Annotated in this window: 24 protein-coding genes; 20 read left to right on the top strand and 4 right to left on the bottom strand. The window is 37.4% G+C overall.

The annotated features are described in order from the left end of the window. The first annotated feature begins 195 nt into the window (after nt 1–195). The 3 genes from DW000_RS08840 (at nt 196) to DW000_RS08850 (ending at nt 2,723) form a co-directional block, all read left to right on the top strand. Nucleotides 196–837 (top strand): hypothetical protein, encoded by a 642-nt coding sequence (locus DW000_RS08840; RefSeq protein ID WP_060919499.1) that lies wholly within the window; start codon nt 196–198, stop codon nt 835–837. 182 nt (nt 838–1,019) lie between these two features. After that, nucleotides 1,020–2,456: a hypothetical protein gene (locus DW000_RS08845; protein WP_060919500.1), complete on the top strand. Its 1,437-nt coding sequence runs from the start codon at nt 1,020–1,022 to the stop codon at nt 2,454–2,456. 54 nt (nt 2,457–2,510) lie between these two features. Then, a complete protein-coding gene (locus DW000_RS08850) occupies nt 2,511–2,723 on the top strand; it encodes a hypothetical protein (RefSeq protein WP_060919501.1) in 213 nt (70 codons plus the stop codon). 106 nt (nt 2,724–2,829) lie between these two features. Here the strand turns inward: DW000_RS08850 and DW000_RS08855 are convergent, their stop codons facing one another. Further along, nucleotides 2,830–3,621: a carbon-nitrogen family hydrolase gene (locus tag DW000_RS08855; protein WP_120056101.1), complete on the bottom strand. Its 792-nt coding sequence runs from the start codon at nt 3,619–3,621 to the stop codon at nt 2,830–2,832. A gap of 205 nt (nt 3,622–3,826) precedes the next feature. On the opposite strand from DW000_RS08855, the gene DW000_RS08860 reads away from it, so the two are divergent. The 13 genes from DW000_RS08860 (at nt 3,827) to DW000_RS08920 (ending at nt 16,557) form a co-directional block, all read left to right on the top strand. Next, nucleotides 3,827–4,390 carry a nitroreductase family protein gene (locus tag DW000_RS08860; protein WP_120056104.1) on the top strand — a complete coding sequence of 188 codons (564 nt, stop codon included), beginning with the start codon at nt 3,827–3,829 and terminating at the stop codon, nt 4,388–4,390. Between the two features lie 68 nt (nt 4,391–4,458). Beyond that, complete coding sequence (locus DW000_RS08865) at nt 4,459–5,262, top strand: polysaccharide deacetylase family protein (protein ID WP_004693679.1); 804 nt, start codon at nt 4,459–4,461, stop codon at nt 5,260–5,262. Nucleotides 5,263–5,273: 11 nt separating this feature from the next. Next, the gene (locus tag DW000_RS08870) at nt 5,274–6,212 is read left to right on the top strand and encodes a phosphodiester glycosidase family protein (protein WP_004693677.1); all 939 of its coding nucleotides are present in this window, start codon (nt 5,274–5,276) and stop codon (nt 6,210–6,212) included. A gap of 8 nt (nt 6,213–6,220) precedes the next feature. Further along, nucleotides 6,221–7,168, top strand: coding sequence for a hypothetical protein (locus tag DW000_RS08875; RefSeq protein WP_120056106.1), 948 nt, complete (start codon nt 6,221–6,223; stop codon nt 7,166–7,168). Nucleotides 7,169–7,240: 72 nt separating this feature from the next. Beyond that, nucleotides 7,241–8,416: a glycosyltransferase family 9 protein gene (locus DW000_RS08880; RefSeq protein ID WP_120056108.1), complete on the top strand. Its 1,176-nt coding sequence runs from the start codon at nt 7,241–7,243 to the stop codon at nt 8,414–8,416. Continuing rightward, nucleotides 8,403–8,729 (top strand): hypothetical protein, encoded by a 327-nt coding sequence (locus tag DW000_RS08885; RefSeq protein WP_060919506.1) that lies wholly within the window; start codon nt 8,403–8,405, stop codon nt 8,727–8,729. The genes DW000_RS08880 and DW000_RS08885 overlap by 14 nt, the downstream gene beginning before the upstream one ends. A gap of 544 nt (nt 8,730–9,273) precedes the next feature. Further along, nucleotides 9,274–10,626, top strand: a complete 1,353-nt coding sequence (locus tag DW000_RS08890) for a pyruvate carboxylase subunit B (protein ID WP_008602782.1) — start codon at nt 9,274–9,276, stop codon at nt 10,624–10,626. A gap of 449 nt (nt 10,627–11,075) precedes the next feature. Further along, nucleotides 11,076–12,416, top strand: a complete 1,341-nt coding sequence (locus DW000_RS08895) for a HAMP domain-containing sensor histidine kinase (protein WP_060919507.1) — start codon at nt 11,076–11,078, stop codon at nt 12,414–12,416. Then, entirely contained in the window at nt 12,413–13,102 is a 690-nt protein-coding gene (locus tag DW000_RS08900) for a response regulator transcription factor (protein ID WP_060919508.1), read from the top strand. The genes DW000_RS08895 and DW000_RS08900 overlap by 4 nt, the downstream gene beginning before the upstream one ends. Before the next feature lie 668 nt (nt 13,103–13,770). Next, the gene (locus tag DW000_RS08905; RefSeq protein ID WP_060919509.1) at nt 13,771–14,868 is read left to right on the top strand and encodes a trypsin-like peptidase domain-containing protein; all 1,098 of its coding nucleotides are present in this window, start codon (nt 13,771–13,773) and stop codon (nt 14,866–14,868) included. 359 nt (nt 14,869–15,227) lie between these two features. Then, nucleotides 15,228–15,557 (top strand): PadR family transcriptional regulator, encoded by a 330-nt coding sequence (locus DW000_RS08910; protein WP_004693657.1) that lies wholly within the window; start codon nt 15,228–15,230, stop codon nt 15,555–15,557. Continuing rightward, nucleotides 15,544–16,119 carry a DUF1700 domain-containing protein gene (locus tag DW000_RS08915; RefSeq protein WP_008602778.1) on the top strand — a complete coding sequence of 192 codons (576 nt, stop codon included), beginning with the start codon at nt 15,544–15,546 and terminating at the stop codon, nt 16,117–16,119. Before DW000_RS08910 ends, DW000_RS08915 begins: the two co-directional genes overlap by 14 nt. 9 nt (nt 16,120–16,128) lie before the next feature. Further along, on the top strand, nt 16,129–16,557 hold the full coding sequence (locus DW000_RS08920; protein WP_060919510.1) for a hypothetical protein: 429 nt from the start codon (nt 16,129–16,131) through the stop codon (nt 16,555–16,557). Between the two features lie 276 nt (nt 16,558–16,833). Here the strand turns inward: DW000_RS08920 and pyrE are convergent, their stop codons facing one another. Together pyrE and pyrF are read right to left on the bottom strand one after the other, a co-directional pair. After that, entirely contained in the window at nt 16,834–17,421 is a 588-nt protein-coding gene (pyrE, locus tag DW000_RS08925; protein ID WP_008602774.1) for an orotate phosphoribosyltransferase, read from the bottom strand. Next, on the bottom strand, nt 17,418–18,137 hold the full coding sequence (pyrF, locus tag DW000_RS08930; RefSeq protein ID WP_060919511.1) for an orotidine-5'-phosphate decarboxylase: 720 nt from the start codon (nt 18,135–18,137) through the stop codon (nt 17,418–17,420). The genes pyrE and pyrF overlap by 4 nt, the downstream gene beginning before the upstream one ends. Nucleotides 18,138–18,325: 188 nt before the next feature. Here pyrF and DW000_RS08935 point away from each other — a divergent pair, with 188 nt between their 5' ends. From DW000_RS08935 to DW000_RS08950, 4 genes are read left to right on the top strand one after another with little or no spacing between them, the layout of a single operon-like run. After that, nucleotides 18,326–18,955 (top strand): 3'-5' exonuclease, encoded by a 630-nt coding sequence (locus DW000_RS08935; protein ID WP_060919512.1) that lies wholly within the window; start codon nt 18,326–18,328, stop codon nt 18,953–18,955. A gap of 14 nt (nt 18,956–18,969) precedes the next feature. Then, entirely contained in the window at nt 18,970–19,632 is a 663-nt protein-coding gene (gene deoC, locus DW000_RS08940) for a deoxyribose-phosphate aldolase (RefSeq protein WP_004698377.1), read from the top strand. A gap of 53 nt (nt 19,633–19,685) precedes the next feature. After that, complete coding sequence (locus DW000_RS08945; RefSeq protein ID WP_120056110.1) at nt 19,686–20,987, top strand: thymidine phosphorylase; 1,302 nt, start codon at nt 19,686–19,688, stop codon at nt 20,985–20,987. A gap of 10 nt (nt 20,988–20,997) precedes the next feature. Then, nucleotides 20,998–21,393, top strand: coding sequence for a cytidine deaminase (locus tag DW000_RS08950; RefSeq protein ID WP_060919514.1), 396 nt, complete (start codon nt 20,998–21,000; stop codon nt 21,391–21,393). A 39-nt stretch (nt 21,394–21,432) separates the two neighbouring features. Here the strand turns inward: DW000_RS08950 and DW000_RS08955 are convergent, their stop codons facing one another. Further along, nucleotides 21,433–22,251, bottom strand: a complete 819-nt coding sequence (locus DW000_RS08955; RefSeq protein ID WP_004698373.1) for a MetQ/NlpA family ABC transporter substrate-binding protein — start codon at nt 22,249–22,251, stop codon at nt 21,433–21,435. Nucleotides 22,252–22,302: the final 51 nt, after the last annotated feature.

Here is a 22,302-nt window from a genome sequence, read left to right on the forward strand (position 1 = left end):
AAGACCCTTATAGGGTCAGAGCAAACCACCCGTTCTACGGGTGGTTATGATTTATTTTGATATTAAAATATATTTAATGAGTTTATCTTCTCCTTTTAAATCTGAGAAGTGTTGGCAGGTTTTCACAATCCGTGTACAATCATAGTAATTAGTAATATACATTTATGTGTGTAGTTTTCAGTATGAGAGAAGATTATGGTTTTTAATTATGGTGAGACATTACGTATTCGAAGGGATTTATATACGATCTTAGGCAAGATACGCTATATTGATACTCATGGAAAAATTGGGTATGAGTATAAGTTAGTTAGACATAAGAATAATGCAGAGTTTTGGCTCAGTTGGGATAAGAAGCGAGATGCGTACCAGTTTTCCAAGTTGTGTGGAAAAGCGCTACCAGCCGATATGAAACTCTTAGATAGTGGTTATGAGATGGTAACAGGCACTTGGGGTGAGGTAGACGTAGGTACTACTGATACTGCTAAATATAAAGAGTATGAAAATGTTGATGGTACTGCTACATTTTCTGTTCAAGAGTGGGCTTTTGAAACGGAATATTCAAAAGGCTTTTACGTTAATAAAGAATACGTATCTGTCGAAAAGGATTCAGAGGTAACCGAGTCTATTCTAGATAAAATGGATACGATTAAGAAGCTAAAGTTCATAGGACCAATCGGTTGGATTTTGGGGAACTTACTACTTTATATGCCAATCTTTGATATAAAAATATTGAATGATGTACGGGATGTACTTATATGGCCTTATATAGTAGCTGGGAGTATAGTCCTTGGTATCATTGTGATATCTGTCCTTATTATTAGAAGAATTATCCGTTGATGTAATTACATATCGATTATCATTGTTGACGATAGGGCTGTCCACTGATCTATAAGCTCATCATAGGTGCTATTAATTCCTATATTTCGGGCGATACAGTTTGGTAATACTCTATTATTATTGATTAATATATAGAAGCGACAAAAATGGCGTTAATACGCCGTTTTTTATAGAGGGAATACATGAAAAAGAAAAATATATCATTAACGATACTTTCGCTAGCGATTTCAGTTCAACTTGGTTCTGCTGCAAACCTACAAGAACCAGTTAAAAATATAAATGTAGGTATTGTAAATGATATAAACTCAACAGAAAATTTAAAATTAGAGCGGATTGAGGTGATTCCTGGTGCTATCAGAAATATAGTAAAAGATAGTGCAGGAAATCCAAGGAAACTTTCAATTGAAGAACTGGTGTTATTAAATGCGCAAGAACAGGAGCATTCTGCTCAGAGACTAAAAGTATCACAAAAAGCAGATTTTGGAAATCAGTATAAGACGTTTGATCCTTTTTACAATGATAAGGATGAAAAGTCGCTCAAACAAATCAATAACTATAATAATGAAAAAACACGTAGTCAAGGCTATTTCATCGGAGGTCGAGATAAACCATTACGTGTCGTAAGTCCATATATGAAAAAGAATGGTCAGGGGGAAGTTAAATTAACAAATTTAGTTGATACACTCAATTATCGGACACGTTCGGAGAAAAAAGTAGCAGATGAAAAGAAACTTCGAGAATATTTAGATAAAAATAAAGGTAAAGGGCACGATTTATATACGGCTAGATCTAAAGCTGAGATTAAAGATTTCTTAGAAAGTTTCCTTAAACCCATAGAGTTTATTGAGTATCCTATCAATGATCCTAAGAATTATAAAGTGATTTCTACAATTCCTGGTTTTCCTAAAAGAATACCAAGTTTTGCTAAGAATATTCATATGCATAGTAATCCAGGATTTTTGCAAGGCGGTTCACATATACAACTTGCATTTGGTGGTACGTCTGAGCAATTAAAGTCATATATTGATGAAGCACGTATAAATTCCAAATTAGTTATTTCCAAATCTGATTTAGAAAATGTATATGTAAAACAATATATTGATTCGGATATGACTCATGCAGATACTTTAGCACAATTGTTGCCTAAATCCATGGTGCTTGTTGAAAGTACAACGGTTCCTATGGGGAAATTTATTCAAAATAGATTGGATAATCCTATTGATAAAACTGTTGATGAATTATATGAGTTAGAAAATCAAATTTTGAGTGAATTTAATAAGGTTAAGATTGATGGTGAAGATCGGGATGCAAAGTTTAAACGGTATGTCGAGACTCGTAAGCGCATAGAAGCTGAGCGAGATAAATTAAAACCTAAACAAATAAACCAAACTAGTTTATCTAAGGATAAATCATATCCAACTTATACGGAAACTGAGAATCGAAGACTTCAGAAACAATATTTACATAGATTATCCTTTAACGAAGACTCTGTAAAAATACCTGATGAGTATGTGATTTATCTATTTGATTTTGGTAAAAGTTGGAATCATCCATATGCATTGGGAGCTGCAGTCAGTCCTAATAAAGATTATATAATTTATTTTTGTCAACAAGGTTGATAATATAAAAGGTAGATAAATATTTTAGATTTTTATATAGGAGGTGTGATATCTATGAAATATTTACGCCGTGAACTTAATCAAGTAGAAAAAGAATATGTAAAACAATTTGGTGAAGACTCTTTAAATCGTGTCATCCTTCATGATCCTAATACAAAGGATAAACAAGATGTGCAGGATACTATTGATATTCTAAAAGAAGCAATTGCAAAAAATAAACCTCTAGAACAGGTTCCAGAGGATATGTGGAAGCTTATTGAGTTTTAATGTATATGAATTCCATAAATAAAATAAAAAGGCACATTGTCATATGAATAGGCTATCTAACAATGAAATAATTTTAGATGGGTGTTCAATACAATGTGCCTTTGTTTTATAGTTTGTAGAGTTCAGGTTTGCGATCTCTAAAAATGTTAATTTTATTGCGAATATCCTCTACTACGGTGAGGTCGATATCTACAGATGAGATGCCCTCCCTAGTGTCCATTTCGAGGAGGTTTGTACCCCATGGATCGTATACAGCGGAGTGACCAGTGCTTTGAACTCGACCTACTGTACCACAGCCGTTGACAGCACATAAGAAGAGTTGGTTTTCAATAGCTCGCACTTCGTTTAATACTTGCCAGTGGCGTAAACGCATAGTAGGCCATTGAGCAGGTACAAATAATAACTCTGTATTTGATAATGCAGCCATTCTTACGAGCTCAGGAAAGCGAATATCGTAACAGATGACGGTGCTACAAGTGATTCCATCTAGTTCAAAATGCGTAGTATGGGTACCGCTAGCAAAATAGGTATCCTCTTTAGCAGGGCTAAATCCGTGCATTTTAGAATATTCTCCTACGAGCGTACCTTCACGGTTGTAAGCATAGGAGGTATTAAATACTAAATCCTCTTTTGCTACGGCTACAGAACCGCCCACAATGTTTACATTGTGTTCTTTTGCGAATGTACTTAATAAAGCTTTTGTTCTTTCTCCATTTCTGTCAGAAATATTGATTAAATCCTTAGATGGATGAAATCCTGTATTCCATGTTTCGGGCAAGACGATAATGTCAGGCTTTTCTGATAGGGCTTGTGAAAGTAATTCTTGGACGCGCACATAATTGTATTTCACTTCGTTTACATGGACGTCCATTTGTATAAGGCTTAAGCGTTTTTTCATAGAGAATCCTTTATCTATTAGATGAGTATAATTCTAGTAATGTGTATTATAATTAGAATATTAAAGCATTATTGAGTGTATTACAATATAAGAGTCGATAAAGCTAGTTTAATTTTTTTACAATCTTTTGATAATAATAGTTTGCATACTATTTATGGAGATATAGGTTATTACTTTAGATAATGTTAGATCTTTTGGTGAAAATATGGAAATAATAGATGTTATAAATGCGCGAACTAGCGTACGTCGGTATAAAAAATCTTCTTCGGTTGGAGAAGACATAATTCAAAATTTGGTAGCCCTCGGAATGCGAGCTCCATCGCCTAAAAATCGTCAGCCCTGGCAGGTTATTCATGTGACGGCAGTGGAGAAAGAACATTTTGTGAATTTAGGCTTTCAGGTGTTAGAGCAATATAAAGAGCGAAAAGAACATTTTGGCAGCTTAGAAATTAGCCTTAAGGCTATGCAAACAGCTAGCGATTTACTCTTTGTAGTTAATCCTTATGATCACTTGCCTGACTATACTCGCGTGTGGGAGAAAAGTGATCTACAAGCTATTGGTGCTTTTGTAGAGCATATTCTACTGGGAGCTAAAGCGATTGGGTTAGGCACACTGTGGATGAATGATGTGTATTTTATGCAAAGTGAAAGTAAAGCCTTTTTAAATATTCCTCACGATGTACAGGCAATCATTGCTATAGGTATTCCAGATGAGTCCATGTATCCTAGACCTCGGAAATCGATTGATGAAGTACTAATAAAGCGTTAATTTTTACTATTCTTCATGGAAATGTTATAATATTCTGTATATAATTGTGTTCTAATAGAGGAGGACCTATGAAACGGATTCCGTTGGTAACACTGTTAGTTTTGGTATTGGCAATGGTGGTGGCAGGTTGTGGATTGCTTTCACAAAAAACAGAACCTACTAGTTCAGTACCGCCTGCAAAAGAAGTTAAGATGGTACATCCAACGGGTATTCCTGTTCTTATGTATCATAAAGTCGGCGACGACAAAGATAATGATGCAGTTATTCGGGAGGATTTGTTTAGAGAACAAATGAAGTTTCTCAAGGATAATGGCTATAATCCATTGACGATGGATCAATTGTATGATTATGTTGTAAATGGTGCTGCGGTGCCTGAAAAACCTGTTGTGTTAACCTTTGATGACGGTTATGCAGATACGTATTCTATCGTATATCCAATTATGAAAGAATATGGATTCCCGGCGACTGTATTTATCAATCCTGGCGATGTTGGGACGCGTCTAACTTGGGATCAAGTGCGTGAAATGCACAAAAATGGTATTACTATTTCAAACCATGGTTTCCAACACATAGAAATGGGTCAATTGTCGGAAGCAAAACAAATTGAAAATATAACAAAGGCCCAAGAGGCACTTGCTAAAGAAGTAGGCATTAAGGATAATCCTTGGTTCTGCTATCCATATGGAGATAAAAATGAATTCACCGACTCAGCATCTAAGAAAGCTGGCATTAAAATGGGGATGGCTATGAAATCTGGCTGGGCTCATACTGGTGATAATCCATATAATATTTTGCGTGTTTGGGTAGGCAATGCGGTGGATATCAAGCATTTTGAAGAACGCATTAGCACCGAACATTTCACTGATTTATAAGGAGAAATACATTGTTCAAAAAGAATTGGGTAAAGTTCATCATTATGGTGTTCTTATTTACCGTTGTCACATCACCCTTTGTGGTGCTCTTTGGACCATTTAATAATGTAAAGCGCGCTGTAATTGGTGCTATCTTACAATCTCGCCATCCTCATTACATTACATGGTTGTTTAATGAAGACGAGTTACAATCTATTTTGGGGACTGTAGGGGTTGTTAAAAGCCAAGATTTGTTCAAGTTTAATGCTCGTGAAGATAAGACTTTAAATCTTGAAAAAATCCAGTCTGCTCGTTATGTAGGCTATATTTTAGAAATTCCTGATCCTCGTCGTATTCAAGTAGGTACAGCGGCTAATATTCAAGAAAAAGGCGATACTACAAGTAATATTGCAAAAATGAATAATGCTGTAGCAGCGATTAATGGTGGTGGTTTCCACGACCCTAATGGTACTGGTACAGGCCGTTTGCCATATGGTTTCATCTTGCATGACGGTGAGTACGTTATCGGTAAGGATGTAGGCCCTGATGAAGACGTAGACTTTGTAGGTTTCTCTAAATCTGGTAATCTTATCGCTGGTAACTATGATAAAACTCAGCTCAGTGATATGAAGGCCATGGAAGGTATTACCTTTGGTCCGCCTCTTATCGTTGATGGCAAGAAGATGATTACCGAAGGTGATGGTGGCTGGGGCGTAGGTCCTCGTACTGCTATCGGTCAAAAGAAAGATGGTACAGTGCTATTCCTCGTAATCGATGGTCGTCAACCAGGGTATTCCATTGGTGCTACCTTGCGTGACGTACAAGATATTCTATTTGAAAAAGGTTGCTACATTGCAGCAAATTTAGATGGCGGTTCTAGTTCAACTTTGTACCTAAATGGTAAAGTCGTAAATAAACCTGCCGATTTGTTAGGGGAACGCATGATCCCAACGGCGTTTATCGTGAAATAGGAGGACAGATGAAACCTTTTACGCGTGTACTGAGCGCCTTTGCGGTAGGTATTCTTCTGCAAGGTGGGGTATACCTATACCTTGATCAATATATGTTTGCACCGGCTACAGAGTTTAACGTAGCAGGCGCATCAAAAGATGATACTAAAAACTTCCCTGATGTGAAGGAAGGCACTAAATATGTGTCCTATGACCGTCAATTTATGGCCGTTGTTACAGAAAACTCTTTGAAAATTTACAAGGCTAATGAAAGTAAGCCTACAAATATCGATTTGAAGGGCCGTTCGATTAGTTACTTCAACTGGATGCCAGACCGTAACTATGCTGTCATGGGTTTATATGACTCCAGAGATGTTGTCATGGCACGCCTCAATGCGGATGATCCAGAACACGAAGTTGATACGAAACTTGAAGACTTGCCTCGGGGCAGTAAAATTGTAGATGCTGCGTACTCTGAAGCGACAAATGTGGTGTATATGAAGGTAAAAGTTCAAGAACACACATATCGCATTTATCGTACCGATGCTAACTACGATACACGTCGCGTTTACATGCAAGCTACTGATATCGGTCATATCGGTGTATTCTATGATGAAGATAACTTCTTCTACGATAATGTGAGAACTGGGGATGTATTCATGTTCAACGGCATTGAAGGGGGATGGCGTGTTATCAACCCTGAAGGGCGTTTCCGCTTTATCGGTGTTGATATGGACAAAACCATTTACATCGCCCGTGTTGATGAGGACAATAATGCATTGACTGTTTACACTGGTAAATTAGGTGTAGGATTCAATCCAGTTTACAAATACAACCACCCTACTACATTTAATGAGTTGACATTATCAGATGTAAAAAACATCATTAAGAATGGTAGTGAAGAAACTACTAAGGTAACAGAAGATACTACATCTTCTAAATCATCAAATAGTAGTGGTAGTAAAAAGAAATCTTAAGAAAAAGCCTTTATAATGTTCTTTCATTATAAAGGCTTTATTCCTATAATAGTATGTACCCTAAGGATATCTATGAATATATTATTTGTACGCCTTAGTTACATAGGTGATGTTTTGCATGCTACACCTGCTGCGCGGTGGATTAAGGAACAGTATCCTGATGCTAAGTTGCATTGGATTGTAACGCCTAGTATGGTAGAGCTCCTGCAGGGCAATCCCTATGTAGATAAAATAATTCCCTGGGAACGGGATGAATACGAGGCACATTCTAAAAAACTACATATTCCTACAATGTGGCGCATGTGGTGGGATCTTAAGGCCAAATTAGAGCCTTATAAATTTGATGTAGCCGTTGATGTGCAAGGGCGACTCATAACAGGGCTAGTACTATTAGCTTCAGGAGCCCCCATTAGACTTGGCCTTGGTGGCACAAAAGAGTTGAATTGGCTGTTTACTAACTATAAAACGAAGCCTAGTACAGAACACATGATTAAGCGCTATGTAGAGGTAGCTCAGTTGTTAACAAAGGCTGTTACTGAACATGCAAATTTAGATACATCGCTTAACATAGCTAAATGCGGTGTTGAAAGCAGTTCTCCACTAAATGAATCTAGTGCTAATACGCTGTACCACATGGATTTTCAGGCGCCATCAAATTTACATAGTTGGGCAGAAGAACAGTGGAAAACGATTGATAACGACATTTCTTTGAATCGTGGGGAGGTGGATACACCTCTACGAGTTGGGCTTGTATTAGGCACCTCTTGGGCAACGAAAGAATGGCCTCAGGGAAAATGGTACTCCCTCATTAAATCCCTTCAATATAGAGCAAATTTTGTTTGTTTAGGTGGCCCTAAAGAGGCTACTCAATACAAACCCTTGATGGACTCGCTAACAGATGAGGGCATTGATAAAATCGTACTGAATATGTTAGGGAAAACGACGCTTCAAGAATTAGGGGCTTTAATTGAAAGTTGTGATGTAGTAGTTACTGCAGATACGGGAGCTCTGCATATTGCGTTAGCTTTAAATAAGCCTGTAGTAGCACTCTTTGGCCCTACGGACCCTAAATTATGGGGCCCTCTGACGGGGACCTTTAAGGTGCTCGTAAATGACGAATTAGATTGCTTGGGGTGTCGAAAACGACGTTGTCCTAAGCCAGATCAATATTGTATGTCTGGTATTGATCCAGTACGTGTAAAGAAAGCAATTTTTGAACTGATAGGAGATACACATGGCAAAGTTTAAAATTCAAAAAGGTTTATCCGATGCGGATATGATGAAAAATTTTAAGGATACAGAAAATTTCGAAGATACTATGCTCAATAAGGAGCGAGATGCTAAGAAACCAGTAGTTCATCAAAGTCCAAAGCAAAAAGAAGATGCTTTTTACCGTGATTTCTTAACTGAAAAAGTAGAGACTATGATTGGTAAAATGCTCCTTGATATCAAGATGGAGTATTTTAAAGAAGGGGAAGGGGCTTTCTCTATTCAGGTGAAACGGGAAGGTAAAAATATTGTCCTTGAAACTGCGCCTAAAAAGGTTAAGCCTGAGAAGTAAGCCGTATAATGGGGACTCTCAAATTTTAAAGATTAGGTCAGAACCTGTTCGTAAATGGGCAGGTTCTTTTGCATGTTTATGCATTTAAAAATATCGGCTTAGTTATTAATAAAATTGATGAGCTTATAAGCATACCGACGTTTATCGAATTACTACATTTATAAATACCGATATATTTTGAAAAGTATTTAATAATAACCAAAAATTATTACGATATAATTTTTAGTTTCTCATTAAAATGAGCAATTACAAAAAAATTAATTTGATTAAACATACATGCTAAACTCTAGTTCTTCTGCAGTTTTTTGTGATATTCATCACGAAAAAATCATCTTTGAATACATGAGATTATGAGTAAATAGCATAATGTGGTTGTTGACAAAGAATTTTATAAGTAGTCTAATATAAGTATGTATTACGATTTTAGCGCGTTTGGCTAGTGTGAGCAGACATCGAAAAAATCGTAAAAAAAATAGGTATGAGATAGTTGTTTAATGAGTGTATAAAGTTACATACACAGACTATTTCGATTTGGAGGATTAACATGGCTAAAAAATTAAGAATTTGCGAAACCGTTCTTCGTGACGGTCATCAATCTATTTTGGCAACACGTATGCGCTACGAACAAATGGAACCAGTGCTCGGCCTTTTAGATGATATTGGTTATGAAGCTCTTGAATGTTGGGGCGGCGCTACTTATGACAGCTGTCTTCGTTTCTTGAATGAAGATCCATGGGAACGCCTTCGCAAATTGAAAGCTAATTTGAAAAATACCCCATTGCAAATGTTGCTTCGCGGTCAAAATTTGTTGGGCTATAAACACTACTCCGACGACGTAGTAGAAGCATTCTGTAATGCGGCTGTAAAAAATGGTATCGACCGTATCCGTATTTTCGACGCATTGAATGACCCACGCAATATGGAAGCTGCTATTAAGTACTCCAAAAAAGCTGGTGCACACGTTCAATCCGCTATGGTATACACAATTTCTCCAGTTCACACAACTGAAAGCTTCTTGAAAGTAGCTGAAACTTTGGTAGAAATGGGTACTGATTCCCTTTGTATCAAAGATATGTCCGGTTTGTTAGGACCTGCTGATGCATATGATTTGGTTTCTACTTTCAAAAAACGTTTTGGCGAATTGCCAATCGATTTGCATAGCCATTTCACTTGCGGTCTTGCTAGTACTACATACTGGGAAGCTGCTAAAGCTGGCGTAGATATTATCGATACTGCTATCTCTCCATTTGCTCATGCAACTAGCCAACCAGCTACTGAAACTATGATTGAAATGTTCAAAGGTACTGAATGGGATCTTGGTCTTGACCTTGATAAATACATTCCATTAGTTGACCACTTCCGTAAAGTAAAACAACAAATCGCTGAAGAGTTCAACTTGAAACCAGCTAGTGATGTAATCCCTGCTGTTCGTCGTTACCAAATTCCTGGCGGTATGTTGTCCAATACTCAAAACCAATTGAACGAAATGGGTATGGGCGATCGCTTCTTTGACGTTATGGATGAAATGCCACGCGTTCGTGAAGACTTGGGGTACCCTCCATTGGTAACTCCAACATCCCAAATCGTTGGTACAATGGCTATGATGAACGTTATGATGGGCGACCGTTACAAAATGGTTCCTAACGAAGTTAAAGATCTTGTTCGTGGTAAATATGGTCAATTACCTGGTACAATTTCTGATGAAATTCGTCAAACTATCATTGGTGATGAACAACCTATTACTTGCCGTCCAGCAGATCTTATCGAACCTGAATTGGAAGGTTACCGTCAAGATTTAGCTTCTAAAGGCTACAATGGCATCACTGACGAAGACGTATTGACTTACGCTATGTTCCCAGAAGTTGCTATTAACTTCTTCGATGCAAATCGTCGTTAATCCAAATTTTAAAAGAGGATTCTTAGGAATCCTCTTTTTTTTGACCATATTTAATCTATCCTCATAGAGAAATAGTATAATCCAGTATATATTTTGTTTTATTAAATGAAGAGATTCAATAGTTGTTTCATTTTTTATATTTTAGATTTTTTATAAACAGTATAGACAAGTTCCTATTAAAAGGGGAGACTAAGGAACTATGAAATATTAGATATTACCAATTTTCATATCGCCATAAGATACATGGGTGCGTGTGAAAATATAATTTTTACGAAAAGTATTAGATATTAAAAGGGTCGAGATACCTTTGAATAATCGGTCAATTATAAACTACGTATGAAAGAATAGTGAATAATATGTTGGATATTTGCGTGTTTTACTTGCGTTAAGTATTAAAAATAGCGTAAACTATAGAGAGTATCTACTATTTATGATATTGAGGTAATCCTGTGAATTTACAAATACGAATTTGGATATCCAATGTTGTGCTGTTTGTTGTACCTATTTTAATAGCAATTATTTTATTTTTGCTATATTTTACAGGTTTGCGCATATTGGCCAATGCCGGTTACTATTTGCGTATTGAGCAGGAACAACAGTTTAAAAGTGTCAGTCGAATAACTGAAACCATTACCTTTTATGGGTTAGAAAATGATCTAATTAATAGCTTGGTTAAGCCTAGCTATAGCTTACTTGATCCAAAGGAAGTATATGTTGAAGTACTTGATCAAGGAAGTATGGTGTATAACTACGGTAATCCACAAATCTATAGTGCTTCTGCCATTGTTGGTCTTATTGATGTTAACCCTGAATTACAGGGCATCGTATATCAATCCAATAATACTTTCGTTTATGAAATGAGAAAGTACGATGGACGTCATTCCTATGTATACCATATTGCGATTAGGCGTGCTACTCATGGTAGTGATAGCTTAATAGAATCCGTATCTTTCTATATTATCGTAGTTTCCATATTGCTCTTTATTGTTACATTTTTTGCTATTAACCGATTTGTTACACGATTTATCATGATTCACGTTAAGAACATGACAAAGTCGTTAGAAATGGCAAATCGTCAGATTGAAATGGAACAGGAACAACAAAAAGAGTTACTCGCTGGTATATCCCATGATATACGAACTCCGTTGACGGCTATTAAAGCTTACGCTGAAGGTGTTCGTGATGGTATTGCACCAACGGAAGAGCAACAAAAAAGATACATGGGGATTATTTTGAAGCGGGCCAATGATTTAGATTCTATGTTAGAGGAACTATTCCTCATAACAACATTGAACTATAAAAAAGAATCTCGTCCATCTGAGCGAATTGAATTAGGTCAGTTTGTACGTGACTTTGTAGAAGATCATTTAGCTCCGTATCAATCGAAGGGGCTTGAGATTAAGGTCCGTATAGCTACGGAAACACCTTTTATCAATGCTAACCCACAATTGTTACAACGTGTTTTGCAGAATGTGTTGAACAATAGTGCTAAGTATAAAATGACCGATATTGGTCACTGCATCATAGATGTAACGAGTGATGATGATTTTGTATACTGTGTCATCAGTGATGATGGACCAGGTGTGCCGCCAGAATCTCTAGAGCGTCTGATGCGCCCATTCTATCGTGTAGATTCGTCTCGTACGAATCCTCAAGAAGGTAGTGGCCTAGGATTGTCGATTATCCGTCGAATTATGGAAATCTTTGAAGGCCGAGTTATGATTGAAAATGTAAGGCCACATGGTCTACGTATTATATTAGAGTTTCCTAAGCAAGGAGAAGAATCATGAGTGAACATATCTTAATTATTGAAGACGATTTGGATATTGCCAATATTGAGCGTGATTATTTAATGGTGGCGGGCTATGATGTAACGATTATGACTAATGGTATAGATGGCATTGAAGCAGCATTAAATACTCCTGTAGACCTTATTATCCTTGATGTTATGTTGCCAGAAATGGATGGCTTTGAAGTTTGTCGTCAAATTCGTGACAAAGTTCGTGTACCAATCGTTATGGTAACTGCGCGTCTTGATGATATCGACAAAATCCGTGGCTTAGGCGTAGGCGCTGATGATTATATTGAAAAGCCATTCTCTCCATCTGTATTGATTGCGAAGATTAAAGCTATGTTGGCGCAATATAAACGTTTAACAGAGCGCGATGCAATGGAAACAAACGCTATTCAATCCGGTGAAATCCGTCTCGACCCTAAAATGATGAAAGTATGGGTGAATAAAAAAGAGGTTCATCTCAAAAAGAAAGAATTCCAGTTGTTAGAGTTCTTGATGCGTAACCGTGATATTGTATTTAGCAAAGAAGAATTGTATTCTCGTGTATGGGGACTTGACTCCTATGGTGATTATGCAACTGTAGCGGTTCATATTAATCGTTTACGTGAAGAAATTGAGGATAATCCATCTGATAGTAAGCATATTATTACAGTGTGGGGTGTAGGGTATAAATTCGTTTAGTATCGAGAATATGCATTCACATTATACTCACGTTGTTCGTGGTTGTTGATTAGATATGACTTTATAGAGATTTTATTATAGAGATATAATCAAAGGTTTAAGAATTGTTTATATAGTTACTTTGATAGTTTAGATATTCCATGTATACTTATTTAAGTAAGGCTGACTATGACTCTAGATAAGTAATATTTTAACTTCTCTCTCTTAATAAGTTCTCTCTAAAGCTTATCTAGATCATATATACTCTCTCTCTCAACAGTCCTTACACTCTCAAACTATATGCATAAAGGGCATTTGCTAGCGACGGCTAGTGAATGCCCTTTATGTTTTTTAGATTTTAGATATTTGAATACATTCTATACAGCTTCTTTCAGGGTTCTAGGTATTTATCTAGTGGAGGATATACGGTTATAATAATTATACTTCCATAAGAAAAGTTATAAATTGATATCTTGCATTGTAAAAGCAGGCGTACTATAATAGGTTCATCAAAATCAATTTTATAAAATTAATTTTGAGATGATTTGAATTATTGTGAGACGTGGCGTATTTATAAAGTATCATAATTATATGATTTATGATTTGGTTCTTATTTTACCTTTTATAATCATCATTAAGACGTTATGGGTGAGGTAGAAGAATATTAAGAAGAATATAAGGAGATCTACATGACATTTTCAAAATATAAGAAAACAGTAATTGCGTGTATTTTTGCTTTGGGTATTGGGGTAGGCGGAGGATATTATTTCTTTGGCAGCCCTGTTAATACGCAACCAACAAACGTGAGAGAACAAACTAAACAGACTAAGCCTATTACTGAAACGCGTAATACCTATGTAGTACAAGCAGCTAAAGAATCTGGGCCAGCTGTAGTAGGGATTACAACACAAGTATTTCAAAAGGATATTTTTAACCGTACTATCTATGCTGGAGAAGGTGTCGGATCTGGTGTGCTTATCGATAATGACGGACATATTATAACAAATAAACATGTGGTAGCGGGGGCTAGAAATGGGGAGGTTACAGTATCATTGTCTGATGGCAGTACGGTGACGGGGACTGTTATAGGTTCAGATTCACAGACGGACTTAGCAGTTGTAAAAATTAAACCTCCAAAAGATATTAAACCTATCAAAATTGGTGACTCTGACTCCTTGCAAGTAGGGGAGCCAGCTATTGCTATTGGCAATCCTTTAGGTCTTGAGTTTAAAGGTTCAGTTACCGCTGGTGTTATTAGTGCCTTAGCACGTACAATTGATGATCAAGGTCAACGATTCCCATTGATTCAAACTGATGCAGCCATTAATCCAGGTAACTCAGGTGGTGCGCTTATTAATGCAGATGGTGAGTTAATTGGTATCAATAGCTCTAAAATCTCTAAAGAGGGAATTGAAGGTATGGGCTTTGCTATTCCAATTAATTCTGCGATGACAATTGTTGATTCTATTATTAAAAATGGTAAGGTCATTCGCCCTTATATTGGGGTGTGGGCTGTAGACCGTCAAACTGCAGCGCGCAATAATGTAACCTATGAAGGTGATGGACTTCTTGTTGTTCAACTTGATCCTAATGGTCCTGCTGCACAAGCTGGTCTCGTAGAAGGGGATACGATTGCACAAATTGATGGTAAAGATATTACTACATTACGTGAATTAAAAGAACAAATTGATGCTAAGAGCCCGGGAGATACAATTTTGGTATCCTATACTCATAACGGCAAAATGAAGAGTACACAGCTTAAATTAGGGGAAGCGTCTTCAAATTAGAATCTAGTAAATAAAACTTAATTAAGTATTCCAATAATGCACTACTTTCTTTTGTAGTGTTAGAAAATCCTCATCTTTTAGATGAGGATTTTTAGTTATAATAGGGTACTTTAATAGATTTTGTATAAAAAATACCATAAATAAGAAAATTTTTTTGAAAAAATTTTTCCCTATAAACTCAGAAATTAACTGTGTTTATAGATTAGAAATAAGAAAAAATATATTAAATTTTAATATTTTTTTACAAGGTACCTTGCATTCCAAGGTACCTTATGTTATTATGTATTTGTCAGTACATGATAGTGACCGTAAGAGAGCTTTCACATTGGCAGGCAAGCACAGCCTAAAAGGGAGGAACTATGCAAGTTCAATTAAAAAAAGGTGTTATGGACATGCTGGTGCTAGCATTATTAACACAAAATGATCGCTACGGATACGAAATCGTAAGTACCATTTCAGAATATATTGAAATATCTGAAGGAACGATATATCCATTGTTTAACAGACTGAAAAAAGAAAAGTATGTTGAAACGTATTTAAAGGAGTCTTCTACAGGCCCATCACGGAAATATTATCATATCACGAACGAAGGCCGTGCAGCATATAACAAGATGCGTCAAGAATGGGATGATTTTTCTGGTGTTATCAATATGCTGTTGAAAGGAGTCGATAATAATGAACAAAAATAGCTTTTTGGATGCATTGCGTAATATATTTAAAAAAGCGCGTGTTGCAGATGTGGAGAGTATCATAGAGGTTTATGAAGAGCATTTTGCGGTAGGTTATGAAAAAGGGCTTACCGATAGTGAGATCATTAAATCCTTAGGGACTCCAGAGGAAATATATGCATCCTACGTAGATGCAGGTATCATTACAGACACAATGAATCAAGATGGTAGTGAAAGTAAATCCGTTAATATGCAAGAAATTTATGCACGATTTGATGATTATAAAGAGCGTCTTTTACCTCAATTACCGGGGATGGCTAAAAAAGCATCTAAGACTTTGCTCTCTATTGGAAGTGCCTTATCCTATATTGTAGGTGCTCTTATATTCATTATTACACCGGCTATCTTGTTCTTGCTAGGTAGCTCATGGCAACCATTTGAGAATGTTACTGCATTTCCAGTATTGTCCATTGTAACTTTAGTGGCACTTGGTGGTGTAGGTCTATTTGGTGGACTTACGTGCGTCTTTGTTGGTACAGAGCTTCGTGGTGTGCGTGAACGTTACTTCCGCAATGTGGACTAAGGAGGATTTATGAGACGAATTATAATAACAGCGATTTTAACCGTAATTTGTGCTGTTGGGGCATGTACATCGTTTGCAGTAAATGATTTACCTAATTTTGGTGAATGGATGAAAACAAATGAACAACAGTTTAGAAAACCACATAGACATGATGGTCCTAATAAATATATGGATAAACATATGATGGATGGAAATAATCAAATGATGCCTCAAGATGGCATGGGGCCAAATAATGGACAGCATATGCACCAAAATGGTCAAAACCAAATGATGCCTCAAGATGGTATGGGACCAAATAATGGCCAGCATATGCATTCAAATTGTCAAATGCCTCCACAAGGTCAAATGCCTATGCAAGGCCAACCACCTCAACAAACTAATGGTAATGCACCACAACAACAAAGTGAACAAGGTGTGCCACAAGCTACACAAAACTAACGATACTTTATGAGTCCATTTCTCTTATAAGATTATGGAGTACGTGGTCATGAAAGTGCATTCATGGCCACCATAGAGCCACATACTCTATGTGATACATTCGTATCAGAATCTCTCTCTTACACACAATAACTACACACAAACAAAAAGAGCTCCTCAGTGAAGGAGCTCTTTTTGTATCTATTTATAAATATAGACAGTAGTTGATGGACTGGGAATATTTTATTAACTTCCTAATGAAAAACGACCTATGCATGTATATAGGTCGTTAAAAAATTATTTGATGTGTTTAGAACCGCGTTCTGTCATAGCTACGCCGTCTTTGCAAAGAGGGCATTCTTCAGGTTTATAAGTTGGAACTTCAAGATTAAGTAATGCTTGTACCTTTTCATGAGGTACACCGAATTCTGCTTTGCCTCCAGAACGGTTTACAAGAAGGCCTACCCCTACGATTTCGCCACCAGATTGGTTTACCACATTTACTACTTCTTGTACAGAACCACCAGTAGTTACGATATCTTCAACGATAAGTACTCTTGTGCCTGGCTCGATTTTAAACCCACGACGTAATGTCATAACGCCTTTTTCGCGTTCTGTGAAGATAGCACGGGTGCCAAGCGCTTTACCTACTTCGTGAGCAAGTAAGATGCCGCCAGTCATAGGTCCAATAACAAGTTCTACATTTTGATCGCGGAAGCGTTCAGCTAATTCTTTACAAAGTTTTTCAGTATATTTTGGATGTTGCAATACATTGAATTTTTCAACGTACATTGGACTGTGGAGACCAGATGTCAAAAGGAAGTGACCTTCTAAAATAGCTTGAGTGTCGATCAATAATTGTTTTACTTCTTGTTCTGTCATCATTTGGATACTTTCTCCATTTCTTCAATAATTAAATGAACCGCTTCACGAGGGTTTTCGGCTTGTGTAATAGGTCGACCGATAACAAGGCGAGATGCTCCATCTTGCAAAGCACTAGCTGGTGTAGCAACCCGTTTTTGGTCGTCTGTTGTTGCAAAGGAAGGGCGAATACCAGGGGTAACGATGAGGAAGTCATCGCCACATGCTTCACGAATCATTTTAGCTTCTAATGCGGAACATACAACACCATCCATACCACAGTCTTTAGCGAGTTTTGCAAGGCGAATGACTTGGTCGGAAATAGGTAGCTGACCACCAATAGCAGTCCAAGATTCATCGTCAAAGCTAGTTAATGCGGTGATGGCTAATAATTTTGGGCGTTCCACGCCAAGTTCTTTGCCACTCTCACGAGCTGCCTCAACAGCAGCTTTCATCATGACAGGACCACCTTGACCATGTAAAGTAATTAAACTAGCGCCGAGACGTGTTAAGGAAGCTACGCCATGGGCTACGGTATTTGGAATGTCGTGCAATTTCAAATCAAGAAATACTTGTTTGTTTTGCTCCTGTAAAAAACGAATTGTTTTTGCTCCTTCGGCGTAGAATAGCTCCATGCCGACCTTGTAAAAGCTAACCGAATCACCGAGGGATAATACGATTTCTTTCACTGCATCCATCGTGGATACGTCAAGGGCAACGATTAATCTGTCATCTGCCATGTTGCAACCTCCATACTACATACATATCTAAATAATTTTCACATACTGAGGGCCTATCTGTCAATTAAAATTGGTGTGAATGAGGTGATTATTGGTCACCTTTGAACAGTAGATTATAGTCTATTTCATGCTATAATAAGTAGAGTAAATGAATATAATTCTTATATATAGATTTTGAAAGGAGTCCTATGTTAGATTTTGTTGCATTAGACTTTGAAACAGCAAATAAATTTAAAAATAGTGCATGCTCCTTGGCGGTTATTACCGTAAAGGACGGACAAATTACCAAAAAGGCATATAGCCTCATCAAGCCTCCGTTTATGAGTTTTGATGATGAATGTATTGAAATTCATGGTATCCAACCGAAGGATGTTCTTCATGAAAAGACCTTTGATCAGTTGTGGAATGCCATTTATGAAAACCATTTAAAAGGGAATATTATGGTGGCTCACAATGCGAAATTCGATATGAACGTATTGCGTGCTACTTTAGATTATTATAAAATCCCTTGGCCAGAACTAGATTATGCATGTACAGTTAAACTTTCACGTGCGGTATGGCCTGATTTAGTTAATCATAAGTTGAATACAATGGCCGCATATATTGGAGTTGAGTTTAAACATCACTATGCACTGGATGATGCAGAGACTTGTGCAAAGGTTGTATTAGAAGCTGCTAAGTTGAAAGGCGTTAATAGTTTACCAGATTTATTAAAGACTACAGGCGTACCGTTAGAACCATTCATTGATAATAAAAATCGCTCTGCTCAAGATGCATTACATAAAGAGCCAGAACCAGAACAAATGTCGTTCTTTTAGTAAGGAGAGGTACTATGTTGGGGAAAGAATTATTAGCGTATGTAGATCATACATTATTGCGTCCTACAGCTACATGGGATGATATTAAAGAAGTTTGTGAGGATGGTATAAGGTATAAAACTGCATCTGTTTGTATTCCTCCAGATTTTGTAGCATCCGCCCATGAAGCATATCCAGAACTTAACATATGTACCGTTATCGGTTTCCCTTTAGGATATGAAACAACAGAGGTAAAGGTGGCAGAAACGAAACAGGCCATTGAAGAAGGCGCTTCTGAAATTGATATGGTTATTAATCTTGGAGATGTAAAGCAAGGTGATTTTGAAGCGGTAACTAGTGAAATTGAGGCGCTTAAGAAGGCTTGTGGTGATAAGATTTTAAAAGTTATTATCGAAACTTGTTATCTTACAGATTCTGAAAAGGTGGCGCTTTGCAAATGTATTACAAATGGTGGCGCAGACTATATTAAAACATCTACTGGATTTGGTAGCGGCGGTGCAAGCCTTGAAGATATTAGACTCTTTAAAAAGCATATTGGTCCTAATGTACAGATTAAGGCCGCAGGGGGTATTCGCTCTATTACGGATATGAAAGCCTATATTGCAGAAGGTTGTAGCCGAATTGGAGCCAGTGCAGCTGTAGAGTTATTAAAGAATCACTTGAACGAAGAAGTATAATAGAAAACCACCTAGGCTATGCTTAGGTGGTTTCTTAGAATGGCGGTGTAACTATGCGTATGTATGATATTATTCTGAAGAAAAGGGCGAACTTGCCGTTATCAGATAAGGAAATCCGCTTTGTCATAGATGGCTATGTAAATGGAGAAATCCCTGATTACCAAGTGAGTGCACTCTTGATGACCATAGTTTTTAATGGTATGAATGCTCGCGAATTAGGAACTTTGACCTTGGCTATGGCTCAATCAGGTAATATGGTAGACTTATCGAATATTGATGGGATCACCGTAGATAAACATAGTACAGGTGGCGTAGGAGATAAGACCACACTTATTATTGCGCCTCTCGTAGCTGCTTGTGGCGGCAAGGTGGCTAAGATGTCTGGTCGTGGACTTGGTCATACAGGCGGCACTATTGATAAGATGGAATCTATTCCAAATTTAAAGGTATCTTTAGAGAAAGATGCTTTTATCAATCAAGTTAATAAAATTGGTCTTGCTGTTATTGGTCAGTCGGAAGGGCTTGCACCTGCTGATAAAAAGCTATATGCTTTGCGCGATGTGACGGGAACTGTGGATAGTATCCCTCTTATTGCATCCTCTGTTATGGGCAAAAAATTGGCTTCTGGTGCTCAAGCAATTTTGTTAGATGTAAAGGTTGGCAGTGGTGCCTTTATGAAAAACATAGAGGATGCTCGTGAATTGGCTAAAGCAATGGTAGAGATTGGAAAGGAAAATGGCCGTTCAGTTAAGGCTATTTTGACGAATATGGATCGACCGCTAGGCCATGCTATTGGAAATGCTTTGGAGATTCGCGAGGTTATTGATACGTTGAAAGGTCATGGTCCAGAGGATTTAACGCATGAATGTATTATCATGGCAGCTCATATGCTCGTATTGAGCCATATGTGTGATTATGAAACGGCTCTCAGTCGTGTGCAAGAGGCACTCGACTCTGGTGCCGCATTAGAACGATTGCGTATGATGATTGATGCTCAAGGTGGCGACAGCCAAGTTATTGATGATGAAAGCCTATTAGCTATTGGCAAATTCACCTATGAAGTTACAGCGCCTCAAGACGGTTATATTACCCATATGAATACAGAACAATGCGGGATTGCATCCGTTATGCTTGGAGCCGGTCGGACCGTTAAAGATGGCCCTATCGATTATGGTGCAGGTATTGTAATGCACAAAACAACTGGGGACGCCGTTAGCATGGGTGAAAGGATAGCTACACTATATGCTTCTGATGAAAGCTTATTCACTAATGCGGCCCAGACCTATTTAGCGGCGATTACTACTGGTAATACCGCACCTAAAGTAGTGGATACTATACTTGATATTGTAGAGTGAGGAGTGCAATATGAAAGAAAAGGATATTCAAAAGCTCATCGATCGTGCTATTGTGGCTCGCGACAAAACCTATAGTCCTTATTCACATTTTGGTGTGGGCGCAGCCCTTCTTTGCGAAGATGGAACCATCTATGAAGGGTGTAATATAGAAAACGCTTCTTATGGATTAACTAATTGTGCGGAGAGAACTGCTATATTTAAGGCAGTGTCGGAAGGGCAAACAAAATTTAAAGCCCTTGCCGTAGTTGCTGATACGGAAGGGCCTTGTGCACCATGTGGTGCTTGTCGTCAGGTGATTTCTGAATTTGAAATACCTCGTATTATAATGGCGAATTTAAGAGGGGACTATACAGTTGTTGAATTAGAAGGTTTATTACCTTTTAGATTTGGGGCCGATAACATGTAAAAAAGAGACCACGTTGATGTGGTCTCTTTTTGGTATACCTTAGAATGCAGGAACAATAGCACCTTGGTATTTTTCTTGGATGAATTTGATAATTTCAGGACTATGAAGTGCAGCCATCAATTTTTTGATGCGAGGGTCATTTTCATTGCCTTTAAGTACAGTTACGATATTTACGTAAGGGGAATCGTTATTTTCAATTGCCAATGCATCTTTGCCAGGGTTAAGACCTGCGTTTAATGCAAAGTTAGTATTGATAGCGGCTAAGGCTACATCGTCAAGGGAACGAGGTACTTGTGCTGCTTCTAATTCTACGAATTGATATTCGTTAGGGTTTGCAGTAATATCTTGTACGGTAGATAAGATGTTAGTGGAGTCTTTTAATGTAATTAGACCTTGTTTTTGTAACAACAATAATGCACGACCACCGTTTGTAGGGTCATTAGGAATAGCGATTTTAGCGCCTTTTGGAAGATCTTTTAAATCTTTGATTTTACGGGAGTATAAACCCATTGGCTCAAGATGAACACCACCGGCAGATACTAAGTCAAGTTTGTGAGCTTTTGCGAATTCCTCCATGTAAGGTACGTGTTGGAAGAAGTTGGCATCAATCTCTTTGTCCCCTAAAGCCAAGTTAGGTGTGTTGTAATCAGTAAATTCAGTGATTTTTAATTCGATACCATCTTTTGCTAAGATTGGTTTAACTTGTTCCAAAATTTCTGCGTGAGGTACTGCTGTTGCCCCAATTTTTAATACTTGTTTGCCATCGCTAGCAGCTTGTTTGTTGTCGTTACCACAGCCTGCGATTAATAAAGCGCCGCCAAGGATTACAGTAGCTGCCAATGCTAAAAATTTTCTCATTAGACACACTCCTTATACAATAATTACATATAAAATATTAAATCTATAGTA

It is taken from the genome of Veillonella sp. AF36-20BH (assembly GCF_003602765.1).
Lineage (GTDB): Bacteria > Bacillota > Negativicutes > Veillonellales > Veillonellaceae > Veillonella > Veillonella hominis.

Bases quoted from the DNA above. Each gene is read 5' to 3' on its own strand.
- DW000_RS08840 (WP_060919499.1), top strand. From the start codon at position 196: ATGGTTTTTAATTATGGTGAGACATTACGTATTCGAAGGGATTTATAT.
- DW000_RS08845 (WP_060919500.1), top strand. From the start codon at position 1,020: ATGAAAAAGAAAAATATATCATTAACGATACTTTCGCTAGCGATTTCA.
- DW000_RS08850 (WP_060919501.1), top strand. From the start codon at position 2,511: ATGAAATATTTACGCCGTGAACTTAATCAAGTAGAAAAAGAATATGTA.
- DW000_RS08855 (WP_120056101.1), bottom strand. From the start codon at position 3,621: ATGAAAAAACGCTTAAGCCTTATACAAATGGACGTCCATGTAAACGAA.
- DW000_RS08860 (WP_120056104.1), top strand. From the start codon at position 3,827: ATGGAAATAATAGATGTTATAAATGCGCGAACTAGCGTACGTCGGTAT.
- DW000_RS08865 (WP_004693679.1), top strand. From the start codon at position 4,459: ATGAAACGGATTCCGTTGGTAACACTGTTAGTTTTGGTATTGGCAATG.
- DW000_RS08875 (WP_120056106.1), top strand. From the start codon at position 6,221: ATGAAACCTTTTACGCGTGTACTGAGCGCCTTTGCGGTAGGTATTCTT.
- DW000_RS08880 (WP_120056108.1), top strand. From the start codon at position 7,241: ATGAATATATTATTTGTACGCCTTAGTTACATAGGTGATGTTTTGCAT.
- DW000_RS08885 (WP_060919506.1), top strand. From the start codon at position 8,403: ATGGCAAAGTTTAAAATTCAAAAAGGTTTATCCGATGCGGATATGATG.
- DW000_RS08890 (WP_008602782.1), top strand. From the start codon at position 9,274: ATGGCTAAAAAATTAAGAATTTGCGAAACCGTTCTTCGTGACGGTCAT.
- DW000_RS08900 (WP_060919508.1), top strand. From the start codon at position 12,413: ATGAGTGAACATATCTTAATTATTGAAGACGATTTGGATATTGCCAAT.
- DW000_RS08905 (WP_060919509.1), top strand. From the start codon at position 13,771: ATGACATTTTCAAAATATAAGAAAACAGTAATTGCGTGTATTTTTGCT.
- DW000_RS08910 (WP_004693657.1), top strand. From the start codon at position 15,228: ATGCAAGTTCAATTAAAAAAAGGTGTTATGGACATGCTGGTGCTAGCA.
- DW000_RS08915 (WP_008602778.1), top strand. From the start codon at position 15,544: ATGAACAAAAATAGCTTTTTGGATGCATTGCGTAATATATTTAAAAAA.
- DW000_RS08920 (WP_060919510.1), top strand. From the start codon at position 16,129: ATGAGACGAATTATAATAACAGCGATTTTAACCGTAATTTGTGCTGTT.
- pyrE (WP_008602774.1), bottom strand. From the start codon at position 17,421: ATGATGACAGAACAAGAAGTAAAACAATTATTGATCGACACTCAAGCT.
- pyrF (WP_060919511.1), bottom strand. From the start codon at position 18,137: ATGGCAGATGACAGATTAATCGTTGCCCTTGACGTATCCACGATGGAT.
- DW000_RS08935 (WP_060919512.1), top strand. From the start codon at position 18,326: ATGTTAGATTTTGTTGCATTAGACTTTGAAACAGCAAATAAATTTAAA.
- deoC (WP_004698377.1), top strand. From the start codon at position 18,970: ATGTTGGGGAAAGAATTATTAGCGTATGTAGATCATACATTATTGCGT.
- DW000_RS08945 (WP_120056110.1), top strand. From the start codon at position 19,686: ATGCGTATGTATGATATTATTCTGAAGAAAAGGGCGAACTTGCCGTTA.
- DW000_RS08950 (WP_060919514.1), top strand. From the start codon at position 20,998: ATGAAAGAAAAGGATATTCAAAAGCTCATCGATCGTGCTATTGTGGCT.
- DW000_RS08955 (WP_004698373.1), bottom strand. From the start codon at position 22,251: ATGAGAAAATTTTTAGCATTGGCAGCTACTGTAATCCTTGGCGGCGCT.